The organism is Trebonia sp. (assembly GCF_030042015.1).
GTDB lineage: Bacteria > Actinomycetota > Actinomycetes > Streptosporangiales > Streptosporangiaceae > Trebonia.
The window spans coordinates 1-4,531 of the sequence record NZ_JASIAL010000403.1 but is presented as its reverse complement, the minus strand read 5'-3'; the positions used below and the strand labels follow the sequence as shown (position 1 = coordinate 4,531).

The following is a 4,531-nucleotide window of genomic DNA, read 5'->3' as shown; positions in this document are numbered from 1 at the left end:
CGCAGCCCGCCGAAAATCGCCGTGGCGGCTATTTCGCCCAGGCGACCCCGATCCCGTCTCCCGGCCACCAGTGGTTGAGGGGCTGTTCCTTGAAGAACAGGTAGCGGCGGCCATTTTGCTCAGCCCAGTGCGACAGTGCCGAGGAATCGTGCGCGTTGTCTGAAAGGAGAATGGCGTCGGAACGCAGGTTCGGGCCGACGGCGGCGAGCTCTTTGGTCTCGTACTCATAGGTGTGCAGGCTGTCGTGCAGGAACATGTCGACGTCACGCATGCGGGCGAGCTCGTCGACAGAGCTTCCGACGCGGCGGTCGATGACGCCCGCCCACGGCTCGCCAATCAGGTGGCCGGAATCGGGGTCGATGTCGATCGTCGTGAGGCGCCCATGGCCGTTGCGGAGCAGGGCCGCGGCGAGCACGCAGGAACCGAGGCCGAGATGAGTCCCTGTCTCGACGACGTTGTCGGGCTGCACCGCCCGGACGATGGCGTACCACCCGTACCTGCGCGCCAGGTGCGGCTCGGTCGCGCAGACCCGCCTGGTGGGATTGGTCGACAGCCGGCTGGTCAGGGCGGCGTGGAAGGCTTCGTCTGTCTCCAGCTCCGTCATCCACGAGCGCACCTGGCCGATCTCGGCCCCGGTGACCGCGGACACGAACCAGCACAGGTGATCACGGTTGACCGGGTCGAGGTCGTAAGTGAAGTTCGTGGTCTCGCGGTTATGCACTAGCCAGCTCAGTGAACGTCCGACAATGCGTGCGTCGTACCGCGCCACCCGCGCCGTCCGCAGCGGCATGGCCGCTGCCCACCCGAGCGGCGACGTAGCAAGGCGGCGGCGAACTGCTGATTGCATGTCTTTAGATCCCCCTCATGGACTGATCCTCGTCGTGGCCCGGCTTGCCCGGTCCAGGAGCCGGATTCGAGATCGCAAAATTGTAGATCTCAAGCAGGTGCTTGATGCTGTGCTCCGGGTTGAACCGGTGCTCATAAGTTTCGCGGGCCCGCTGGCCGTACGCCTCGTATGTCTGCGGGCGCGCCTCGACGTCGCCGATGACCGACGCGAGCGCGGCAGGATCGGCCGCGGTGAAGAGCGCGCCGTCTACCCCGTCCGTGATCAGTTCGGTGAACGAGCCGCGCTGCGCGGCGATCGGCGCGGTACCCGCTGCCATGGCCTCGACGACGACGAGACCGAAGGGTTCTTCCCAGATGGACGGGACGAGCACGGCGCGGGCGGCGGACATCAGCTCGCGGCTGCGCTCGCCGGACACGAACCCGGCCAGCTCCACGGACGGCCTCGTGGCGGCCCAGCCCGCCACCTCGTCCTCGAGCGGGCCCTTTCCCGCGATCACCAGGCGCAGGCCGGCGTCGCCGGCCAGGCTCAGGTACCGGTCCCAGGCGTCCATCAGCAGGCGCACGCCTTTCACCTCGGCCAGCCTGCCGGCATAGACCACGATCGGCTGGCGCCGGGCTTGCGGCGCAGCCCAGCGCGGAATCAGGTTGTGCCGTACGAAAAGCCGGCCTTCAGGCAGCCCGACACCACGGAGCAGATCCCGCTGGGACGCGGAGATGAACACGTACGCAGAAACGAGCGATCGCCACGCGCGGCGATGGACGCCGATGGACAGCGCGAGGGGCGCACTTGCCGTGCGCGAACCCCGGTAACAGCCGTGGGTCACCCCGGGCAGCAGTGCACCGCCCGCGCAGTCATGGCACAGCGCGCCGTCGCGGAAGAAGGTGCCGCCGGTGCAGCCGAGCCTGTAGTTGTGGATAGTGGCCACAACCGGTACGCGCATATCGCGGCACGCGTACAGCACCGTGTCGCCGAGCAGCGGAAACGTGTTGTGCAGGTGCACGACGTCAGGTTTGTGCTCACGCAGCGCTGCCGCCAGGTCATGCCGGCTGCCGCGGTTCCAGACCAGTTTGGCCGGCAGCAACGCCTTCTGGGTCAGCGACCAGGATTCGATCTCGTCGCTGTCGCGCCCGAAACGGATGACGCTGTGGCCCGCCTCGGCCAGCGCTTCGCTTTCCTGATCCACCACCCGGTTCTCGCCGCTCGGCCCGTCGGAACGACAGCGGTTGTGGACCAGCATGACCTTCATGCCAGCGCCCTTTCTATTCGGGACGGCAGATCATCTCGGAAGGGCGCGAGCATCGAATCACCGCGCGGCGGAGTGAGCAGGGAGGCCGCCAGCACGAGTTCGAGAAGGTAGGCCGAGGCGTCGCTGAGGCCAGTCTCGGTGAGCGAGGTAACCATGAGGTACGTCACGAGGAACAACGCGATCGCGGTTCGCGCGCCTCGCGGCCGGAAGTAGGCGGTCACGAGCACGAACAGCAGCAGCGAGACGCAGATACCCACGCCGACAAGGCCGAGGTCGTAGTAGGCGGCAAGCCAGTTGCTGTCGATGGGCAGGCCGTCGAAGCCCTTGTTCGACAGGCCGTACCCGAAGATGAGCTGGAACCTGTCGCGGGGAGCGTTGAGCACGAGGGTCCAGACGTTTGTCCGGCCGGTCAGGTCGGTCAGCTCCTGTGTGCTCTCGCCACGGGCCAGCCAGGTTGTCAGCGCGCTTGAGAACGCGATGACCGCCACGGAGACCGCGATCGCGACGATAGTGAACAGCCGCCGGACACGAGCCTGGACCGTGAACATGCGCAGGCCCGCCACGAGCAGCCCGGCGAACAGGGCGACCAGTTCTGTCCTCGTGTGCGTCAGGAACAGCATCGCCGCGATGACCAGGCCGGCCACCAGGGTCACGCGTCTTTTCGTCTCACCGCAGAACCAGAGGACGATCAGTATTCCGAGCGCGACCGCCGAGTAGTCCGACACCTGCACGGGGGTGATCGGCCAGAACTCGCCCGACAGCCTCCCCTCGGCAAGGGCCCGCCCCGGAACTATGAGCAGGCCGAGCAGCACGGTGCCGAGCACACCGAACAAGGCCACCAGGTGGGCCTTGACGAGCAGCAGGTCGCGCCGGTCCCACAAGGGGGTCAGCAGCCATAGCGTGCCGACGAAGGCGGTCAGCCGGCAGGTCCGGTATGCGGTGGCGATAAATTTGCCAGCCTCCGGGTTCACACCGGAGATGACCGCCGCGATGACTAGGCAGGTCAGCAAGCACATGAACACGTTGGGGCGGATGAGCAGCCGACGGTTCACGGACATCGCCAGCGCCAGTGCCAGCGGCAGCGCGCCCTGGGTGATGAGCCTGCCGACGACAGAGGGGATCGGCACGATCAGCGGCAGTCCGTTCCAGGCCCCCTTGTAGAACGGCACGACATTGATGAACAGCAGCAGCCACGCGAGGTACACCCTGCGCCGGAACGTGCGGTCGCGCAGCTCATCGAACCGCAGCAGGCGCGCGGTGGGTCGCAGCAGCTGCAAGCCACGGCGGGGCGCGTAGGCGACGACGGACGAAGCCATACCGGCGCTGACCCTTAGCTCAGCCGTCCAGCGCCCAGCAGGGCACCGGAACCCGACGGCAGCCCAAGGCTCGCATCGGACTTGTCCGCGCCGACGAGCACAGCCGACACAAGCGGCACACCGGCCAGCCGGATCATCTCGCCGGTGGCCTGCAGCCTGGCCCACGACGATCGCCCGGCGGTGACTACCGCGACCGCGCTGTTGGCCCACGTCGCCAGATGATCGCCGCCGTAGGCAGGATCGAGCGTTGCCAGTGTCAGCAGGACATCGACCGACGCGTAGGCGGCGCCTATCTGGTCGCTGAACGCGGAGCGCGGTGCCGTCGCCGAGCCGTCGCGGACGGGCGCGGACGGAGCGATCTCCGCCGGGCCCGGCACGGCGAGCATCAGCGGTGCTTCCTGCGCCCGCACCATGCCGACCCCCGGGCCGCTCATGCCCAGGACCGTCGCGGCAGGCGCTCCGCTGGCGAGGTCCGCCAGCATGACCTTGCGCCCTTCCTGCGCGATGGAGACCGCGAGCGCGGCCAGGGCGAGCGCCGCCACCTTCGGCTCGTCCACGGGTACGACCGCGAGCGCGCGGTGCCCGTCCTTCATCGAGACCGCCTCGCGCAGGTGCGCGACGATGCGCCTGATATCGGGGTCGTCTGCTCCGCCGATACCGCCCTGGCCCGCCGCCGCCTTGCGTCCGCCCGCCGAGGCGCCGACGCTGAGCTTGACAGGAGCGCCGAGAGCCCGCGCGATGTCATCGCGCCTGCGCAGCCGGTCGGACGTCACGGCCCCGATCACGACGATGCCCAACCCCAGGGCCAGACCGCCTACCACCCCGTAGACGGCGTAGATGAGCACCCACTTCTTCGTTGAGTACGAGACCGCCTCGGCCGGGTCGAGCACCACGCTGCCCTTGATGGCGGCCAGCGTCTGGCTGCCTGCCTGGTTCTCGGCGATGGCCTCCTGGAGCACGCTCAGCGACAGGGCGGCCTGGCTCTCCTGGGCCTGCACCTTCTTGAGCTCGGCCTGCTGCGCCGACGTCTTGGGCTCGCGCTCGACGGCGGCGACCTTCGCTTCCAGGGACGCCACGCTCTGCATGTCCCCTGGCACTTCCTGCTGCATGGACTGGGTGACC

The 4,531-nt window shown here is 68.3% G+C and carries 4 protein-coding genes; all 4 read right to left on the bottom strand.

From position 1 onward, the window contains the following. Positions 1–28: 28 nt before the first annotated feature. The gene (locus Q1N79_RS21820) at positions 29–721 is read right to left on the bottom strand and encodes a class I SAM-dependent methyltransferase (RefSeq protein ID WP_300611822.1); all 693 of its coding nucleotides are present in this window, start codon (positions 719–721) and stop codon (positions 29–31) included. Between the two features lie 130 nt (positions 722–851). After that, on the bottom strand, positions 852–2,093 hold the full coding sequence (locus Q1N79_RS21815; protein ID WP_300611820.1) for a glycosyltransferase: 1,242 nt from the start codon (positions 2,091–2,093) through the stop codon (positions 852–854). Further along, a complete protein-coding gene (locus Q1N79_RS21810; RefSeq protein WP_300611819.1) occupies positions 2,090–3,409 on the bottom strand; it encodes an O-antigen ligase in 1,320 nt (439 codons plus the stop codon). The genes Q1N79_RS21815 and Q1N79_RS21810 overlap by 4 nt, the downstream gene beginning before the upstream one ends. Before the next feature lie 14 nt (positions 3,410–3,423). After that, positions 3,424–4,531 (bottom strand): hypothetical protein (locus tag Q1N79_RS21805; RefSeq protein ID WP_300611816.1); only part of this gene is annotated, 1,108 nt, incomplete at its 5' end.

Coding starts and splice junctions, on each gene's coding strand:
- Q1N79_RS21810 (WP_300611819.1), bottom strand. CDS start 3,409: ATGGCTTCGTCCGTCGTCGCCTACGCGCCCCGCCGTGGCTTGCAGCTG.
- Q1N79_RS21815 (WP_300611820.1), bottom strand. CDS start 2,093: ATGAAGGTCATGCTGGTCCACAACCGCTGTCGTTCCGACGGGCCGAGC.